The sequence below is a fragment of the Paenibacillus sp. CFBP13512 genome, from assembly GCF_005233705.1.
In the GTDB taxonomy this organism is placed as follows: Bacteria; Bacillota; Bacilli; order Paenibacillales; family Paenibacillaceae; genus Saccharibacillus; species Saccharibacillus nuruki.
Map to the genome: position 1 here is coordinate 13,486 of NZ_QGAD01000006.1, position 19,430 is coordinate 32,915.

The 19,430-nt window shown below is 38.8% G+C and carries 13 protein-coding genes; all 13 read right to left on the reverse strand.

Going from position 1 to position 19,430, the window contains the following annotated elements; translation table 11 throughout:
* Positions 1-136 precede the first annotated feature (136 nt).
* Positions 137-1,339 (reverse strand): methionine adenosyltransferase, encoded by a 1,203-nt coding sequence (metK, locus tag PaeCFBP13512_RS10460; RefSeq protein WP_069328657.1) that lies wholly within the window; start codon positions 1,337-1,339, stop codon positions 137-139.
* A gap of 337 nt (positions 1,340-1,676) precedes the next feature.
* A complete protein-coding gene (locus PaeCFBP13512_RS10465) occupies positions 1,677-2,249 on the reverse strand; it encodes a hypothetical protein (RefSeq protein WP_137222959.1) in 573 nt (190 codons plus the stop codon).
* A gap of 119 nt (positions 2,250-2,368) precedes the next feature.
* Entirely contained in the window at positions 2,369-4,669 is a 2,301-nt protein-coding gene (locus PaeCFBP13512_RS10470; protein WP_342671978.1) for a copper amine oxidase N-terminal domain-containing protein, read from the reverse strand.
* Positions 4,670-5,254: 585 nt separating this feature from the next.
* On the reverse strand, positions 5,255-9,298 hold the full coding sequence (locus PaeCFBP13512_RS10475) for an S-layer homology domain-containing protein (RefSeq protein WP_161594251.1): 4,044 nt from the start codon (positions 9,296-9,298) through the stop codon (positions 5,255-5,257).
* Positions 9,299-9,531: 233 nt separating this feature from the next.
* On the reverse strand, positions 9,532-10,659 hold the full coding sequence (locus tag PaeCFBP13512_RS10480; RefSeq protein WP_069328661.1) for an MraY family glycosyltransferase: 1,128 nt from the start codon (positions 10,657-10,659) through the stop codon (positions 9,532-9,534).
* A gap of 113 nt (positions 10,660-10,772) precedes the next feature.
* The gene (locus PaeCFBP13512_RS10485; protein ID WP_069328662.1) at positions 10,773-11,531 is read right to left on the reverse strand and encodes a WecB/TagA/CpsF family glycosyltransferase; all 759 of its coding nucleotides are present in this window, start codon (positions 11,529-11,531) and stop codon (positions 10,773-10,775) included.
* Between the two features lie 6 nt (positions 11,532-11,537).
* Entirely contained in the window at positions 11,538-12,689 is a 1,152-nt protein-coding gene (gene csaB, locus PaeCFBP13512_RS10490) for a polysaccharide pyruvyl transferase CsaB (protein WP_137223243.1), read from the reverse strand.
* Positions 12,662-14,689, reverse strand: a complete 2,028-nt coding sequence (locus tag PaeCFBP13512_RS10495) for a DUF5693 family protein (protein ID WP_137222964.1) — start codon at positions 14,687-14,689, stop codon at positions 12,662-12,664. Before PaeCFBP13512_RS10495 ends, csaB begins: the two co-directional genes overlap by 28 nt.
* Before the next feature lie 195 nt (positions 14,690-14,884).
* Positions 14,885-16,600 carry a phospho-sugar mutase gene (locus PaeCFBP13512_RS10500; protein ID WP_137223245.1) on the reverse strand — a complete coding sequence of 572 codons (1,716 nt, stop codon included), beginning with the start codon at positions 16,598-16,600 and terminating at the stop codon, positions 14,885-14,887.
* A 61-nt stretch (positions 16,601-16,661) separates the two neighbouring features.
* Positions 16,662-17,099: a 3-hydroxyacyl-ACP dehydratase FabZ gene (gene fabZ, locus PaeCFBP13512_RS10505; RefSeq protein WP_069328692.1), complete on the reverse strand. Its 438-nt coding sequence runs from the start codon at positions 17,097-17,099 to the stop codon at positions 16,662-16,664.
* Between the two features lie 219 nt (positions 17,100-17,318).
* Positions 17,319-17,618, reverse strand: coding sequence for a DNA-directed RNA polymerase subunit beta (locus PaeCFBP13512_RS23485; RefSeq protein WP_083243576.1), 300 nt, complete (start codon positions 17,616-17,618; stop codon positions 17,319-17,321).
* Positions 17,611-18,435, reverse strand: coding sequence for a flagellar hook-basal body protein (locus PaeCFBP13512_RS10515; RefSeq protein ID WP_137222966.1), 825 nt, complete (start codon positions 18,433-18,435; stop codon positions 17,611-17,613). Before PaeCFBP13512_RS10515 ends, PaeCFBP13512_RS23485 begins: the two co-directional genes overlap by 8 nt.
* 36 nt (positions 18,436-18,471) lie before the next feature.
* A complete protein-coding gene (locus PaeCFBP13512_RS10520) occupies positions 18,472-19,353 on the reverse strand; it encodes a flagellar hook-basal body protein (RefSeq protein WP_069328666.1) in 882 nt (293 codons plus the stop codon).
* Between the last annotated feature and the right edge of the window lie 77 nt (positions 19,354-19,430).

The following is a 19,430-nucleotide window of genomic DNA, read 5'->3' on the forward strand; positions in this document are numbered from 1 at the left end:
CTACACTATATAAGGTACATAGAATGATAGTTCCAGTTCCGAATAATGGTATTGGTTTTGAGCATAAAAAAGAAGGCTTCTCGAAAAAAAATCGAGTCACCTTCTTTTATCTAACTATAGTGGTTGAACCAATGTATTATAGTCCAGCTTGAGATTTCAATAATTCTGCTTTATCGACTTGTTCCCAAGGAAGTTCAACATCTGTACGACCAAAGTGACCATAAGCAGCCGTTTGACGATACAAAGGACGACGAAGATCAAGCATGCGAATAATACCAGTAGGACGCAAGTCAAAATTATTACGAACCAATTCTACCATTTTTTCTTCGCTTACTTTACCAGTTCCATACGTATCGACACTGATTGATACAGGATTAGCTACACCAATAGCATAAGCCAATTGGATTTCACATTTATCTGCCAAACCAGCAGCAACTAAGTTTTTAGCAACATAACGAGCTGCATACGCCGCAGAACGGTCTACTTTAGTTGGATCTTTTCCTGAGAATGCACCGCCACCATGACGTGCATAGCCGCCATATGTATCTACGATGATTTTACGGCCTGTTAATCCAGCATCCCCTTGAGGTCCACCAATAACAAAGCGTCCTGTTGGGTTAATAAAGTATTTAGTATCTGCATCAAGCAATTCAGCCGGAACTACTGGAAGAATAACGTGTTCCCGAATATCTGCTTGGATTTGCTCTAATGTAGTTTCTTCAGCATGTTGAGTAGATACCACGATAGCATCAATACGAACAGGCTTACCATCTTCATACTCTACAGTTACTTGAGTTTTACCATCAGGACGCAAATAATTTAGCGTACCATCTTTACGTACTTCAGCCAAACGGCGCGCGATACGGTGAGACAATGCGATTGGTAAAGGCATTAATTCTGGTGTTTCATTTGTAGCAAAACCGAACATCAAACCTTGGTCACCAGCACCAATATTTTCTGTTTCTTTCTCCATTAAAGCTGTATCACGTGTTTCTAGTGCAGAGTTAACACCTTGAGCGATATCAGCAGATTGTTCGTTTAATGAAGTAAGTACAGCACATGTATTATAATCAAAGCCATACTTGGCACGTGTATAACCAATTTCCTTGATTGTATTTCTTACGATAGATGGAATATCAACATACTCCGAATTGGTACTTACTTCCCCGATAACTAACACCAAACCTGTAGCCACTGCTACTTCACAAGCTACACGAGCATTGGGATCATTAGCTAAAAAAGCATCCAGTACAGCATCAGAAATTTGGTCACAGATTTTATCTGGATGTCCTTCTGTTACAGACTCTGATGTAAATAAATGTCTCTTAAGAGTAGACAAGAGTTTTCAACCTCCCATATGGATATTAAGGTGTCAGCATTGTGTAGAAATCTTTGATATTGCCAAAGCCACTCCACAAAAAATGAACCCTTTCCATAAGGAAAAGGTTGCTATACAAGCCTCAACAGTCATATTAACGTATTTAATACCAGGTGTCAAACGCTAATCATTATACACTAAAGTATATATTTTCTATACGTAAAAGATTTAATAGTCAATTGTAAATAAGCTGGATGACTCAGAACATAACATAGATTTAACTATTTTGTTTTATTCTATTTCAGATAGAGAATATCTATCTAGTTGAGCTTGAGATTTTTCTTATAGAAATATGATCTTACTGAATTTTGTAGTCACCGATCACTAAAACAGTCGCATTATATCCTTGAGTCATAGCCACTTCTACCCCGCGTCCATCTCTTGGAAATAAAAGCAGATGATTATTAGGAATTGCTTGGGACCCGCCCATTTCACTTCCAGCTGTCAAATCTAAAATTCCATTTTTATCAGAACTGTACACTACAGCTTTACCGGTACGCACAATGACTTCTGTGCCAGCTGCTGCTATCAACTTTTTGCCTGGACGTATTTCTACAACTTTTGTAGTCAATGTAGGCGTTACTACAGGAGAAGGCGTTACACTCGCTGGAGTTGTAGCAGGAGGAGAAACAGGTGTAGTAGGTGTATTGTTTTTAGTACCACTATTGGTAGTAGTACTACCTACAGAACCACTAGTACCCCCACCCAATGCTTTTTGAATTTGTTGATCTACATAACTTTTGGTAACTACTGGATCATCCGCAGAGCCAAGCTCACTACTAGCATTACTAGTAGTCATAAAAGAACTACCTACCCAAATACCAATACCAATCGTAGCTGTAGCCATTAGCCATGTTGCATACTTTTTCATACTATGTCCTCCTTAAATAAACATATAAAACAAAAATACCCCGGAGCAGTTGCCCGCTCTGAGGTATCTAAGCGAAAGTAGTTATACTTTCTATATGACAGTGTTCATATCAGAAGATATTACTTGCTGTTTACAGTTACAGTTTTAGCAGCTGCATCGTACATTACTGTAGCGTCAAGAGCTTTACCAACCCAAGCGATAGGCAATACAGTACGGTTAGCTTTAGTTACTGCTTTAACATCCATGTTGATTGTAGAACCGTTGATAGTCAATTGGTTAGTTTTAAGTTTCAATTGAACTACGCGGTCTCCTTTGATCAAAGTAACCATAGAAGTTGCTTTATCAAACAAGATGTTTGCAGGAGTTACACCCAATGCTTCAGCTACGTAACGAACTGGCAAGTAAGTGCGACCATTTTCTACATAAGGAGCAACTTCAGCAGTACGAGTTTCCCCGTTAACTTTGTAAGCAGTGCTTCCGATTGTGTAGATAGCTGTTACAGCATTAGATTCCATACCTGGAGCTTGTGTTCCGATAGTTGCGATAGTTCCTTGTGCAGCATAACGGTAGCTATCTTTCCAAGTTTGAGTTACATCACCGAAACCGTGGTAAGCAGTGTTAGCAGCGCCATCACCTTGTACTTTAGCAACAATGTTACCTTGTGGTACAGTACGGTCAATACGCAAGTTTACGCCGTTGATAGCAATTGTACTAGCAGTAGTACTTTCGCTGTCTACGTAGAAACGCAATACGCCTTGAGTAGCACTGTTGTTGTAAGTGTCGATAGACACGTTACGGATAGTCAAATCACCAGAAGTTACAGATACAGTAGGTACTGAACCGAAAGTTACCCCAGCTGGAAGAAGAACTTCTACCAAACCATTGTCATCATCAGTCAATGCGCCTGCTGCGCCTTCTTTAAGTGTCAAGTTACCGATGTTTGCACTATCAGAACCGATTGCAGCACTGTAAGTTGCATCAGAAGCAGACAATGTTAGAGATGGAGTAGCTGTTGCTACTTTAACTGTACCCGTCAAACCTTGACTACCAGCTACAGCAACATTCAAGTCACCACTGAATCCAGGTTGTACTGCTACTTCAATATCTTTCAATGTGATAGAACCAGCTTTATTAGACGTATTTTGATTTGGGAAAGTCAAACGCATAGTACGTCCGTCAGTACCAGTATAAGTAATACGTGGAGCTGTTAAACCATTAGCAGTATCAACAGAACCTGTAGTACCAGTTGCAGTTTCACCGTCTTCATAAACAGACTGCCAACGTGCTCCCTCTGGTAGTTGTAAAGTTACTGTACGATCATTAATAAATGAACCTGCTACAGATTCTTTAACAACAATATCACCTAATTGTTGCTCGTCTTGACCAGAAATTACAGTTGTAGGAGAAGTTACTGTTACTCCGCCACCATATTCACCATAAGAACCAACTACTAACGAAGAAATATTTGAGGAAGAGTTACCACTAACTGTAGCTGTAACATCTCCTTCTTTAGCTTTATCTTCATCTTCAACACGGAAATTCAAGACCATGTTAAAAGAAGCAGCAGTAGAAGAAATTGCACTATCATTTACAGCTGCTACAGTCAAAGTATCTGTACCAAAACCTGTAACTGACAAATCATTAATGTCAAAGTTATTATCACCAAACAATTTAGTGAATTCACCACGTGACTCCCACTCAAAACCTGATGGTAATTTAAGTTTAACTGCATTACCTGATTTTAAAGAACCTGCTACAGATTCAGTTAGTTTAAAAGTGAATCCAAAGCTGTCACTACTAGATTCAGTATCATTAGCTTCAAGAGCTACTTGACCTGAAGATACAACTGTAGCTACTTTAACATTCCCAGTTGGCAAGCCACTTTCACTAGAAGCAGAGAAAGTTAAATTTACATCACCTGTACTAGGACCTGTAGAAACGATATCTCTAAGATTCAATAGCAATTCAAAATCATCTGCATTATTAACAGAACCATTAAAAATAATTTGTGCTGATTTTTTGCTTACAACGTTTACTGCCACTGAACCTGGAGCAGTTCCTCCAAGAGCAACATACTCATAAGTATTGCCAGTAGCTGTTGTAGTTCCGTCTTGGAAAGTAATAGGATCTAAAGTTGTATTTTGACCTGTTGTAGTAGTCGGAAACTCAAAACCCTGTGGTAAAGTAAAAGTTAATGTATTATTTCCGCCAGCTAAAGTACGTTTGTCAACGTTTACTTTAACACGTCCCAAAGCAAGTGATTCTGAAGAACCTGTTCCTAGAGTTGGTACGGAATAAACATCAAAACTACCAGATGCATGTGCTGCTGTTGGAGCAACGATACCTGCTACTGGAGCGATACCTGCTAGCATAGCAGCGCTTGCTGCTACGTTTAATACTTTTTTAGTAGACTTTTTCATAAACTTTTGTTCTCCTCCTTGAATATCATAAACATTTTTTTTGTTTTTTTGTTTGTTGTGGATTTTGTCACTCATCAGTCGTTACACCCCCTCTCCGAGTTTAAAGCAAATCCCTTTTTGTATGATGATATCTGTGACAAAATCACAGAAAATCGTAACCGGAATATTTGTCAATCGAAAAACCGCAGTGCACAGAAGTTATTATACATTGCGTCAATGATGCCGTAAAGACATTTTTTCACATTGAGATCGACTAAACATTCCAAAAGTTAATCTCAATTTAATAACCTGTCAGCAATTATGTTGCCTTGTTTTATCGGGTTCATATATGTAGACGCAGGTTTCTTCAAAAAGTTGCGGTTTTTCAAAAAAAGTTTTCTGTTTTTTTTGCGACATATATTATATCGCAAAACAGAGCCTTAATTATCATACTACACTTTAGGAAGATGTGCCACTTTTGTCTACAATACTTTTTTATAACTATATTAGTAGTAAACACGTATTGGCCTCTTTAAACCACTCTTTGCATAATTATTTTTGCATAAAAAAAGAGAGAGCTCTTGGAGAGCACTCTCTAGTAACAAATTACATTTTAGGAAGTTTTTTATCGTTGATCATGACTTTCGCTAAAATAACTGCTGTATCTGAACGTAACATTTTTGCAGTTGGAGAATAGTTGAAGCCTTTTTTAGAATCTCCATCAATAGCAGAACCATTGATAAAGCCTTTTTTGGCTACAGCTAATACCGCTGCTCTAGCATAACGATCGACAGATGTAGCATCTTTGAAGATTTTTTGTAGACCTGCATCAATTTTGGTTTGATCTGTGTCCATTTTAAGATTGAGTGCTTTGGCAATAATTACTGCTGCATCCTGACGACTGATACTATCTCCAGGACTAAATACTTGCGGCTGAGTACCACGTACAAAGCCTGCGCGCGCAGCTGTTTCTATATAACGATAATCGTATAGTGCATTTTCTGCAATATTACTATCGCTGCTACTTACATCAATAAAGTGTTTGGTACCTTGATAATCAAATGGCATTTGTTTTGCTTTGACGATAGCACGAGTAAATTCACCACGTGTAATATATTGATCTGCTCCGAAAGAAGTATCTGGATCAATAGCTTTCATAATACCTTTGGCAAATAAAGCTTCCATATAATCTCTTGCATAATCATGTTGAACAATATCTGTATATGAATAACTTAGTTTGGCAACCACATAGTAACCAAAACGGTCAAACGGTACAGTTACAGTATGACTCTTCGCGTTTACAACACCACCAAGATTCTCCCATTGTCCAGTACTGTTACCCAATGAACGATCAAAGAAGAATACAGTGATAGCTTTACCAGCGTCTTCAGCGACATTATCAGAATAAGACAATGTCAATGTTCCACGTTTCGATGGAACCAATTCATTTTGCGGATTACGCTCATAGAAACTTGGAATTTTAGAGTTAGAAGCTTGATAAGGATTCTGTCCTAATTTAGTAGGATCATAATCTTTTGTCGTAATATCATCAGCTAAACCTGGGTCAATCCAATACACTGGACTACTTTTCACGAAATGATTATTAAACTGACTTACGAAAATTTGTTGTCCTACTTTAAATTTAGCATCCATATTGGTTGGAATAGACTCAAAGTTATAACGATCGATAACTCCATCCTGGCTATTACCAATTCCAAATAGAAGGCTATGCCCGGAGAAGACTTCATTTTTCAATTTGTCATCAGCACTTGTACCAATATCACGACGGATAAGGTTTGTTCCAGATGCAAATTTCAAATTCAAATCACCTTCGAATACTTTAGCAGAAGTTTTCATATCTTGCATAAATTCTGCACCTGGAATATTCGTAGGTACATATTTAACAGTAATATCTGCTTTCACTTGCTCGCCGTTGATTGTAACAATAATCGGAATCTTAGTATCTTTGTTAGGTTTCAAATCTCGAACCGTAACAAGATAAGCATCTGGATACTCCGGATTAGTTGTGCTATTAGGATCTGTAAAGAAAGGAGCTTTAACAGCAGTCTCTTTATTGATCACAACAGAAGTTGCATTTTTAGAGTTAACCACTACATCAACAAAGTTACTATTTGTCAATTTTTCTGCTTCTAGTGGTCTTACAATTTGATAAGAATCTGTTTGTTTGCTGATTTCCATACGTGCAGAGGAGCTAGGTCCGCCTGTTCCTGTATTGTATACAGTAAAGTTATAAACAATTGGGCTTCCATCTTCTGCAACTGTCTGGTTTCTAATGATAAACGAGAATGATTGTTTATTATAATCGTAAAACACGCTTAATGCTGGGTCAGCTTCTTTACCATTTTTTGAAGGTTTTAAAGCATCCCCAGTGGTTGAAGTAAATGCAGTATTAAGTGTCCATGAACCTACTGTAGTACCATCTGATTTTTGAACTTTCAAAATATAATTATCTTTAGTAAGTGATTGATCTGAATCAAGTATACTTTGTACGCCAGCCTTAGTTGTACCTAAATCCACAAAATCAAACGTACCATAAATATTGAACTGTTTTTGTTTAGTTGTATATGCTGTTCCATTCATTGTGAAGTCAGCATCTTTAGCTGTCGGAATAGCATCACTACCAGTATTATTTTTAAAAGGGAAAATACCTAATGTAGTATCTACAGGAATAACAGGTACATCTGTAGGGACTAAATTAATTTTAATAGCATTCTCATAAGAGGTTTGATTAGTTTTAAATACAATTTTGATAGTATTCTCTCCTGAGAACAATGCTGCGTATGCTTTATCTAAAGCACTAGGATCAATTTTAAATTTTGTATCGTGTATATTTAATGTTTCTTTTGGATCAGGATTAGGTACAAGCGGTATGATTGTATTATTTACATAGAAAAATACGGTTTGTTTATTTGTACCATCATCTGCATAACGAATATCTGATTGATTCGTTACATTTTGCAATTTACCTGAGAAGTTGTCTAAGGTATCGACTATAATACGTGTAGCAGCTCCAGCTACATTCTGACTATTTTGAATAACTATACCATCATATGCTTTATTGAAGTTAGCATACGGTCCAAACAGTACATTCACTTTCGCTGATACTTCTGGTGTATCTGCTCCACCTTTAGTTGCTTTAAAAGTTAATGTTTGTGTTCCACTGATTGGAAGTTTGGTAAGTTTGTAGAGCAATCTTTGCGTAGGTACAGTACTTCCACTTACAGGAGAAGAGTCAATTAGTGTATAAGACGCATCACTTGCAGTCGCTGCTTTACCGTTACTGTCTACAATTTTACTAATGCTAAGCGTTGTATTAGCATCTCCATTCACTACCAATACTTCTAAAGCTGTTGGTAAAGAGAAGATATTTGCTCCATCTAATGCTGTTCCGATCATTGCTTTAGCAGAAGCATCACTTGTATTAGCTGTATATCCAGATAAATAGTTTACTTTAGAAATATATGCTGCTGTACTATTGCGTAAAGTTAAACCAAGTCCTTTGCTTGAGTCGCCTTTAGCAAGAACAGATAAGTTAATTCCTTTATCATAATCAAACGTACGACTATTATCTTGTGGAATCGTATAGGCTAGTGTTACATATGCAGAAGTACTTTCATCTTCAATAACAGTTGGTGTTACTGTACCTGTATATTGACCTGAAGTTACTGTACTTGGTATCGCTGTACCACTAAACGTGTATGAAATATAATCTGTAAAATTGGCAGGACGTGTGTTGTTAGTCAAAGGAACAACGATTTTACCTGTCACTGCAAATTTGTTATCCGAAACTGTGAAATCCGGGAATGTCGAAAGATCTGCAGAAGTTAAACTTCCACTTTGAGCATACGTATCATAGAACGTAGTTAGTCCATTATAGAATGTAACTTCACGTGTTGTTTCGAGTACTTGTGTTCCATTGATCGCTTGAATTGTCAAAATATTTTTACCAAGTTTCAATGCTATAGGAGCCACTGTAAATTGATAATTGTTAGAACTTGATACAAGAGAAGTTCTACTGTTACCACCATTTACTAAAACAGTAACTTTGGCTGCATTCGGTGCAGAACCACTAAGAGACATATTTGCTGTTTGCTGTGCATCATTGATTCCGCCTTTGGCAGCTGTTAACACAACAGAAGAATTTTCTTTTAATGCTACTGTATCGTTGTCCAATGTAGCATTCAAATTATAGATGGTTGGACCGTCACGGTATTCTACATAAATAGATTCGGCTACTTGTGAAGCAACACCTTGTGTCGCTTTAAAAGTAATACGGTTTAAGCCTGCATATAAAGGAATATCGGAGATTGTTAAGCTTGAACCACCAGAAGTACTAGCATTAATATTTCCAGTTAGTCCTTTATTGGATTTAATCACTGTAACAGCTGTACCATTTTTAGAAATTTGTTCTACATCATAACTAATCGAGTTCGCATTGATATTACTATAGCTACCCGTTACCGTAAGTTTGTCACTATTAGCAATTTTTGGTGTTCCAATATCATACTGCTCATTAGGGAAAATAAAAAAGCTTCCGGTTGCAGCATTAGCTGACTTTGCACCTAAACCTGGGGGTAGACTACTTACAATAAGAACTACCGCCATAAGCATCGATAGTATTTTCTTCAAAATGATGTTCCTCCTTTGATTTCGGTCGCTGCTCCAACTCACTAATGGCGGGCATAACCTGTCTACCCTTTTTATCGGCATCCTACAGGTATATTTTAATAAGTTCAGAGAAAACAATACAAAAAAACCTCTCTTTCTATAGAAAGAGAGGTTTCAATATCGCCGAGATCCTTTGCTAGCAAACGATCTACGACAAATGATTTATTTTATTAATTTTGAAGAAAATACGTTATTTAAGGTTTGCTTCCACGAGTTGGATCAGGTTTGATTCGCAGGCGAGCAATCAATCCAAGAAGTGGACGTCTTGTTTTACCAACTAAACCAATAAGCTCTGCTCCAATTTGAAGGACAAACATCATGACACAAATCACTAGGAATGTTACCCAATTGGCTTCATTAATAGCAGCCGATGATTGAATAATAGCTAGAACACCGAAAAATGCTGCAATTCCATAAATCAATAATACTGTCTGACGATGACTTAATCCGAGTTCGCGTAGACAATGATGCAAATGACCTTTGTCTGGTGCAAAAATCGGCTTCTTATGTACCCAACGACGGATAATCGCGAAGAAGGTATCAGACAATGGTACACCGATAATGATTAGCGGAGTAATAAAAGAAACAACCGCGATTTGTTTAAATCCAAGTAAGGATAACATCGCAAGACTGAATCCGAGGAACAATGATCCCGTATCACCCATAAAAATTTTAGCTGGATGAAAGTTAAAGTAAAGGAATCCAACAATCGCTCCCAAAAGAAGTAGACATAAAAGCGCTACAGGGTAGTTACCCATAATCAATGACATTGTGAAAATACTACCGATCGCAATAGCAGATACACCTGCTGCCAAACCATCCAACCCATCAATCAAGTTGATCGCGTTCGTTACACCTACGATCCAGAAGATCGTTAGCGGGATAGCAATCCAGTTTTCAAGTGAAGAATACGAATCTTGAAAAGGAATATTTACAAAATCCACTTTGATTCCGTATCCGAATACTACTGTACATGCAGCAATAATTTGACCCAACAATTTAACACGAGCTGATAATTCAAAACGGTCATCCAGTACACCGATCAATACAATAATTGAACCGGCTGTAAAAAATGCTTTCATAAAATTAGCGTCGCGTGCAGGTAGATCAAATGGCAAAAACGGAAGGACAGCAACAAAAGCAATCGTAAATGCTAAATAAATCCCCAGTCCGCCAAGCCTTGGCATGATTCTCGTATGCACTTTACGGGCATTAGGAACATCTACGGCTCCGATTCGAATTGCAAACTTTTTGACGAGCGGCGTTAGAACCAGTGCCAATGCCAGCGCCAGAACAAATCCGAGAATAAAAATGATTAACATTTTGCTTTTCGACCCCCAATTTATCTCACGGAGCCAATTATACTCCGTTCGAAATTAAACACCAAACTTCTTTTAAGCACGTTTTAGGCGATATTCATCTAAATTTCATCTATTTAATGAACTTTTACTACGTTTTCCTTGTCCTTTAGCACTTTTAATGCGAATTTCGGAAGCGCAAGCATTCTTTTGTATCGTGTAGGCTCTTTAAGCAAGCGATAAAACCACTCTAAACGCAGTTTTTGGAATAATTTTGGTGCACGCTTTGTTTTGCCAGAGATCACATCAAAGCTTCCACCTACACCCATAATGATCGGAACACCCAATTCTTGCTTGTATGTACCAATCCAAGGTTCTTGCGTATCTGCTCCTCTTGCAACAAAAAGAAGATCAGGTGCAAGGCTACGAATTTCAGCAATAATTTGTGCATCTTGATCTGGGCCAAAAAATCCATCTCGATAACCCACAACTAAAGTATGGGGATATAAACTTTTTAACCGGGTAGCTGTTGCCTGAATCACTTCAGGGGTTGAACCTAGTAAATATACTTTCCAATGAAGCGCCTGTCCTCTATCCATCAAACGATGTAATAGATCGTATCCAGCTACACGTTCAGCAACAGGTTGACCACAAGTGGAAGCTGCCCAGACTAACCCTGCTCCATCAGGAACAAGTAATTCTGCATTTTTCATCACTTGCATATAAGCAGGTTGTTCCAAAGCCGTCATAATCATGATTGGATTCGCTGTAATAATCTGCTGCGGTTTACCCTTTTTGATACTTTGTTCCAGATATTCAACGGTATCGTCCATATTCATTTTGGATACTTGTAATCCGTAAATCGGAACCGTCGGTATGGTATTCCATTCTTTCATTATATATCACCTTTGTGCTAAATAATAATGAGCAATAAAACGAGCAGGGCTAGCAGCATCTTGTTTGAGTAATTCGATAAAAGAAGCTTTGCTGGCACGCCATCCTTCTTGATCATCTAGCAATACTTTCGTTTCTTTTGCCAATTGAAGCGGATCCACCTTTGTACTAGTGCCTGTGGCTTGAATCTGTAAACGATTCAAGAATTGATCGATTTTGGGATCATACGATATGCCAATTAAAGGTACGGATTGAGATGCTGCATAGATAAGACTGTGAAGCCTCATACCTATAATAGCATGACAATGGCTAACTTCCACTAACATTTGTTGTGGATCTGTTACTTGTTCTGCGCTACTTATCATACTTCCATGCTCACGGATATCCCCAATACGATCAATAACATACTGAGAAGCTTGCTCATCTTCTGGCAAATGGAAAGGTAAAAAGCGAAGATGAACCGGTAATTCTTGACTTAATAAACGCAAACCATCCGCTATTCCATCTAATTCACGACGCTGTTTATCCCAAAAGCGAACCGATATACCCACAACAGGAAGCGAATCCATATTCGCTTCTCCTATATGAGTTAAAGACTTAACTTGGATAGGATTGCGTGTCGTAGGTAACGGTAATCCCATAACAGGATCAGCAACCACTTCAATCTTAGAACGAGAAAGCCCCATTTTTTCTAATAATAAAGCAGATTCCTGATCCCGTACAGAAACATAAGCACTTCGTTTAAAACTATTTTTAATCCATGAGAAGAAGAATTTCTTCTGTACAGGTCCTACACCTTGAGCATAAATAAACACAGGCTTACGTAACCATTGAGCGATACGAACAATGCCTAGATAGTAAGGAATAGTCATGATGCCTGTAGAATCTTGAAGTAAACTACCGCCACCACTGATCAGACCATCACTTTCTTTAAGCAATTGACGAATTTCGCGAATCTTCAACCGACCTACAGAGCGTACTCCATACATTTTGGAAGTCCATTCAGGATCACCTGACAATACAATCGGCTCGATTTGAATACCTTGTTGTTTACCCTGATCTTCCAGTGAATTCAAAATGGATTTCAATACAGCTTCGTCTCCACTATTGCGGAACCCATAGTATCCAGAGATTACGATTTTCGCAGAAGCGGTAGCCATTTTTTCCAACACCTTTCAAGGATTTGCCATGCAATCACAGCAACCAGTCCAAGAATCAAACCAAGTCCCATTCCTAGCAGACCACGAATCAGAGAAATATGAACAGGTGAATGAATATGTGCAAATGTATCAACCATCGATAATTGACCAATACAAGCAATAATCATAATGTAAATCGCATGACGATACTTCGCTGCAATAAATACACCTAAAATAAATAATGGATGAGCCATTAAGAATTCTTTATTACGTGGACGAACACCTAATAAGCTTTCTAGTGCATTACGGAAATGCATTTCAAGCGGTGTTACTGTTCCTGCATTACCGGTACGTGAAAGATAATACATGCCTACAATTCCTACGATACCCAGTACAATAATCCAAGTTAGTGTAATTGGAGTCGTTAGTACTTTGCGAATACCACCTATACCAAAACTTTGTTTACCACGATAAAAAGCGATATAAACCGCAATTAAAGCGATAGGCGCAAAGTGTAATAAACTTACACCACGGAATTGGTTGATGACCAGTTGATACGTAATATCGTTTAGAAGTCCGATAATAAATAATGCTCCTGTTAATGACCACAGCGATGTACGAATAAACAAGATAACAGCTTGAATCACACGCTGACTTAAAGATAATTGATGTCTTGTTTCGTATAAACGATCTACTTTGCGTACAGCATAGATCATTGCGATCGTCGGTGCACTAATAGCCGCTAATAAAGCGATACCTTGTTCTAAAATAAGCGCTTGATGAATTAAGATCATTCCTGCACTTCCAACAAGTCCAAGTACAAATACGATCAAAGTGAAGCGACGTACAAAATAAGAAACCAGTAAAGCAATATACGCAATCGCACCAATCAGTACAATTAATTTGAAATATTTATTGAAAGCAGAATGACTTACATCCATAGCGGAAGCAGGTCCAATTTTGAAACCGTGACTTTCGATATTTTGAATCGCATGCCCTTCGGTTTGTAGACTCTTAATGACATTGTCAATCGAGTTAGTCATTTGAGCTTTGGTCGTGTCACGAGATACCGCCAAGTTGATATACATCATCCGAATATTGCGATCTTTGGCTGCCAAAGCAAAACGATCAGCTACTGTATAAGGATCTAGCTTAGAATCGGATTCGCTCAATGAATACAATCGAACCACATTATAATCCATCAGGTACGCTAATTTGCTAAACCCAGTTTGTGGTTTTTTCAAGTTTTCGATAGCTGCTATACCAATTCCATGTTGATTCAACAATGTAGCAAAGTTAGCAATACTTTTCTTCTCGATATCGTCAGTGAAACCTGTAACTGATTCACCATCGAAAAGAATTGTTTTAACACCATATTCAGCAAATTGACTTAACAATCCATTCATACGATTTTGATCATAAGGTAATGAATCGTTTAAACGGGGTACGATTTGGAAGCCCATGTTGTGAAGCATCCGCATAGTGATTGGATCTGGATCAAGTGGCTTCAGTCCAGCTTCATCCGCAGAAGTCTGAATAACCACACCCGGTAATCCTTTGAAGCTCCAAGGTACAACAGGGATGCCCAATGAATTGTATACACGCTGAAGAACAGGCTCTAGTAATTGTGCATTTTCTTCACTTGTAAACTGGACATATGTAAAATTTTCATTTTGCGGAATAACCTGATTTTGAAGATTAGCCACATCCACAGAATTATACACATTTAGACGTTGCGATTTTTGCAATTCACTTAAATTACTTTGGTATACAGCGACAGAACCTATGCCTGCATCCTTCAGCAATTGAAGCTGTTGCTTGATATAATCCTGGGGATGAGGCTGATACGATGCAATATCGATCAGATTACGATAATTAAAAACAAACTCTACATTTTTGGACGTTGATTCGGTTTTAGTACGATCAAAAGCAATCGGTAATGATGCCACCAAACCAATAATCACTAATATCCATAACCATTTCACAGAAGAATTATTCCAATGCTGCCATTTCTGAACCACTCAAGTACCTCCTTAGTAAGTTCGTTATGTCGCTTTTGGGGAGTCGCCCAAAGAAGAACATAACGAATGGTTCCGCTGTTAAGACTAAGCCTCACAGCGGAACCCTTCATTCATCTGATCTATTATATACTGCCTAGTGTGTCTATCCTACTAAAAATTGATGACAAAATGCCATTTTATCGAAATATTTTTTGTTTATCCGTCTACACGTTGCATGACAGCAGCTGTTAGTTGTTGAATGCGAGCTGTTGCATCTGCACCTGAATCACCACGAACCGCAAAGTATACTTTAATTTTGGGCTCTGTTCCAGAAGGACGTAAGCAGAACCACGATCCATCTTCCAATAAGAATTTCAATACGTTTTCTTTAGGAAGGCCATCTAACCCTTTGGAATAATCCAATGCTTCACTCACTTTAACACCAGCGATTTCAGCAGGGCTATCCGTACGCCATGATTCCATAATGCCTTGAATCTGTGCAACGCCATCTTTTCCTTTAAGCGTACGAGATTCCAAACTTTCTTGGAAGTGGCCAAATTGCTCATACAACTCTTGCAATACATCATATAACGTTTTGCCTTGTTGTTTGTAATAAGCAGCAGCTTCACTGATTAATAGTGCTGCAACTACTGCATCTTTATCACGTGCATAGTTACCTGCTAAATAACCATAACTTTCTTCGTAACCGAACAAATACGTATGCTCGCCACTTTGTTCAAATTGATTCATTTTTTCACCGATATATTTGAACCCTGTTAATGTGTTAAATACGGTTGCTCCATAATGTTCAGCGATAGCTGCTCCCATTTCACTTGTTACAATCGTTTTGATTACTGCGCCGTTAGAAGGAAGTTTGCCTTGCTCTTGAAGCTGACTCAAATAATAATGAATCATAATCGCACCCGACTGATTACCAGTTAGAACAAAATATTTACCAGCTGGATCTTTAACGACAGCACCCATACGGTCACTATCCGGATCTGTACCGATTAAAATATCTGCGTCTACTTCTTCACCTAGCTTAATGGCTAGTGTAAAAGCTTCACGCTCTTCAGGGTTAGGTGACTTCACTGTTGTAAAGTTACCATCAGGTGCTTCTTGCTCAGATACGATTGAGACGTTAGTAAACCCAAGACGCTCTAGTCCTGCACGTACAGGAAGATTACCTGCTCCATGTAAAGGCGTATAGACAATGTTCAATGCTTTGCCTGCTTCACCTTGTAACAACTCACGATTCACGCTAATAGCTGTGACCGCTTGGATAAAGTCTTCATCTTCTTCTTTGCCTAACCATACCAACAATCCTTGTTGCTCAGCTTCTTCACGACTAATACGCTTAATCGCTGCAAAAGAAGAGACTTCACGGATATTGCTAATCACTTGCTCGGCTTCATGAGGAACCAATTGACCACCGCTGTTGTTATACACTTTATATCCATTATATTCAGGCGGATTATGACTTGCTGTAATCACAATACCACCCGTAGCTTTAAGATTACGAACAGCAAAAGACAATTCCGGTGTAGAACGAAGCGAAGGGAACAATTTCGCTACAATTCCATTTCCAGCAAGTACCAAAGCTGCTTCTAATGAAAATTCAGGTGAAAAGTGACGGGAATCATGAGCGATTACAACAGATGGCTTACCTTCTCCAGTATGAGCAGATACAATATACTCTGCTAAACCTTGAGTGGCTCTACCTACAGTGTAAGAGTTCATACGGTTACTACCTGCACCAATCACTCCACGCAGTCCACCTGTACCGAATTCTAGATCACGGTAAAAGCGATCTTCCAGTTCTTTATCTTGTCCTTGGAGTCCTTGCAATTCCTCTTTGGTTGCTGCATCAATCGATTCGTCATTTAACCATTGATCTAAATTACGTTGAGCTTGTTCACTAAGTGTTGTCATCATATCCATCCCTTCTCCATCTATAAGTTATCAATCATCAAATCATTTCATATTCAGTCGATTACTCTTTATTCGGCTCTGTTAGCGCGAACATAATTTCACCCTCAGCAACAACTTTACCATCCACGGTTGCTCTAGCATGTCCTTTACCGATCGATGCTTTCATACGTGTAATATCCACTTCCAATTGAAGCGTATCACCAGGTACTACCTGTCCACGGAAACGAACACCATCAATTCCTGCAAACATCGCTAGTTTGTTACGATTTGCTTCCATTTGCAAAATAGCTACTGCGCCTACCTGTGCTAACGCTTCAACAATCAATACACCAGGCATCACAGGATAACCTGGAAAATGCCCTACAAAAAATGGTTCATTAATCGTTACATTTTTAATACCTACAGCACGTTTACCAACTTCCAATTCCAGTATGCGATCTACCAGTAAAAAGGGAGGACGATGCGGTATAATCTCCTGAATTTGTTGTACATCTAACACAACCAAAACCCCTCTCATTTTCAACAGTATAGGTTCACTTTTTCTTTCATCCATTATCGCATCTTCAGATTGCATGCATAACAATGTGAATCCGAATCGTTCACCTGCATTGTCCCATATAATATGTAAGCAATTTTTAGTTATTTTAAGCAGTCCCCATCATTATAACGGTTTCGACAACAAAAATAAAACTCCTGCATATGCAGGAGCCTTTAAAAGTCATGGTGCAAAAACAAGTTGAAAAATATGCGCCCATGTTTCCGGATATAATACATCCGATATATTTTGTTTACCCAAAATAGCATAACCTACCATTAAGCCTGCCATTAAAGCAACTACAAATCCAACAATCACTAATATGACACGTAATGTTTTGACACCAGCCGAAGCAGATGGAGTAGCTGGCTTCTTCTCCGGCTGTTTTCTCTCAGGTGCAGGCTTTCTCACAATTTTTTTATTAGGAGTTGCTTTACCTTGAGCTTTAGCCGCTTCTTGTACGGCTGCACGTCTACTAGCCACGAATACTATTGGTAATGCTCATCATGTTATCACTAGAAGACAATGTACGTGCTGCCAGCTGATATGCACGTTGTACTGTAATCAATTCAGACATTTCTGCACTCAAATCGACATTAGACCCTTCCAAAAAGCCTTGACGAATCTGAGTCGTTGCAGACATCGTGCCTACAACATCATTTAAGTTCGCTCCGGTAGGTAACATGAATAAGTTTCCATCCATTTGCGTAAGCCCTTCTGGATGAATTATACGATCAACTTGAACCGATTGTGGCAGTACTGTAATTTTGCCTGCACCATCCGTAGAACGAACAACACCTTTGTCATCGATCTGGATACTGGTTTTGGCTGGAACTTCCAAAGGAGCAGATACCCCTCTAGCATTTTTCCCCATTAACAAATAGCCTTGATCGGTTGCCATAAATGCTTTGGTCGGGTCTGTGGCTGAAGGTACAAAGTGGAAAGATCCTTCACGTGTCCAACCTTGCTTCCCATCTGCACTCACTGCAAACATACCATCACCTTGAATAGCCAAATCAGTAGGATTATTAGTCGTCTGCATTTCGCCTTGAGCGGTATTCATCGTTACATCACCCATACGAGCACCGAATCCTAGATTGTATCCTGATCCTGTTACGCGACCTGGTAGAGCAGATGCTGCACCTGGTTGTTGTTTAACCGCAGTAAATACATCTTCAAATGTAGCTTGTTTTCCTTTGTACCCTACTGTATCGGCATTCGCAATGTTATCAGAGACCATACCCAGTTTTTGCTGGATACCGCTCATCGCTACCATTGCACTGATCATCGAATTATTCATTATTCTCCTCCTTTGCTAACCATCTATACTGCTATATTATACACGACCTACGTCATTGACTGTTTTGTCTAAGCTTTTATCATAAAATTGTACGATCTTCTGATTTGCTTCATATGCACGAAGGGCTGCTGTCAAATCAACCATTGAAGCGGCTGCATCTACTGTAGAACCTTCTAAGTACCCTTGGCGAACTTCTACATTGTCGCCTGCTTGTAATTGTCTTACACCTGCTGTAGCTGGATCTGTTACACGGAACAATCCATCACCTGCACGAGTCATCTGACCCGGTAGATTGACAACAGAAATGCCTAAGCGTCCAACTGTCGCACCATTGATCTTGGTTGTAATATTTCCTCTTGAATCAAAATTATAATCATCAATCGAACCACGAAGTGTAATCGGATTACCGGTTGCACCTAATACTTGGTTACCGGTTGATGTTAATAATTGTCCTGCTGCATTCAATTGAAAATTACCGTCACGAGTATAGCCTGTTTCTCCGGTCTTACTGGTTGCTGTAAAAAAAGCTTGCGGACGATACGTTACTGTACCATCTTCTGCTACATATTTACCTGAAGCATCGAAAGGAATGTTCTGCTGAGTAGCCGGGTCTGCCAGATTAATCTCTGACACCAAAGCAAAGTCATCCGCTGAATTCGTCTGACGCATATCACCTTGTACATTCATAGAGATACTTTCTTCTGCCAGTACACCGGTATTCAAACGACCGATATTTCGGTTGCTTGATCCTTGATCTCCATTATTTAACGAGATCAACATTTCTGGAAAAGAACGTTCAATACTCTCTACTTGTTTGTATCCAGGGGTATTTACGTTTGCTATATTTTGCGTCACGGTATCATGGCGACGTTGCTGAGTAATCATACCTGAAGCAGCCGTATATAGACCTCTTAGCATTACCGGACACTCCTTTCGTGTTCAATATAGGGGTGATTCTGATTGTTTATATCCAAGTTTCCGTCTCGTCATTACAT